This is a genomic window from Thiolapillus sp. (assembly GCF_048562965.1).
Taxonomy (GTDB): Bacteria; Pseudomonadota; Gammaproteobacteria; order Chromatiales; family Chromatiaceae; genus Thiolapillus; species Thiolapillus brandeum_A.
On sequence record NZ_JBHNMF010001255.1, the window covers coordinates 1 to 749 of the forward strand.

At 60.5% G+C, this 749-nt stretch carries 1 protein-coding gene and 1 pseudogene; both read left to right on the forward strand.

Features of this window, described 5'->3' with window-relative positions; genetic code table 11:
* Positions 1-483, forward strand: a pseudogene (locus ACOCD2_RS23640) (ABC transporter permease); the annotation flags it as partial.
* Positions 480-746 (forward strand): hypothetical protein, encoded by a 267-nt coding sequence (locus ACOCD2_RS23645; RefSeq protein WP_419596359.1) that lies wholly within the window; start codon positions 480-482, stop codon positions 744-746. The pseudogene ACOCD2_RS23640 and the gene ACOCD2_RS23645, both read left to right, overlap by 4 nt.
* Positions 747-749 lie beyond the last annotated feature (3 nt).

Sequence of the window (749 nt, forward strand, 5' to 3'; positions counted from 1 at the left end):
GCAGCCCTGACCGCCATGGTGGTGCTGCTGATCATCTCGGTGCTGGTCATAGCCGCCCCCTGGCTGAGTCCCTTCGAATTCGACGCCATCGACTGGGACCTGATCTCCACGCCCCCCAGCCTGGAGAACGGCCATGTGTTCGGCACCGACAGCGTGGGCCGCGATCTGTTCGTGCGCACCCTGTACGGCGGACGCATGTCCCTCATGGTGGGCATCATCGCCACCCTGGTGAGCCTGGTCATCGGCATCAGCTGGGGAGCCACTGCGGGTTACATCGGTGGCCGGGTGGACGGCATCATGATGCGCATCGTGGATATCCTCTACGCCATGCCTTTCATGTTCTTCGTGATCCTGCTGATGGTGTTCTTCGGGCGCAACATTTATCTGATCTTCATTGCCATCGGCGCCATCAACTGGCTGGACATGGCGCGCATCGTGCGCGGCCAGACCCTGACCCTCACAAGCGTGTCTTCGGCCTCGTGATAGATTTTGGGACATCCCAGTCCCCAAAATCGACTCGGCCTTTGACAACCTATTTGTGCCCCAGCCGTCCTGGTCACCAAGCACTACGCAACAACTTCGCAAGCTCGTTGCTGCTCCGTACTTGGCTCCCAATGACTGGACGCCGCGTTCGGAGGCCTACTTTGTTTTCCCTCTGGCGCAAGGCACGCCGGGAAAACAGTGCGGCCTCGCGGCTACTGGGGTCTACCAGCCTTCGCTTCGCTCTCCATGGCTGGCAGCGATAGTAT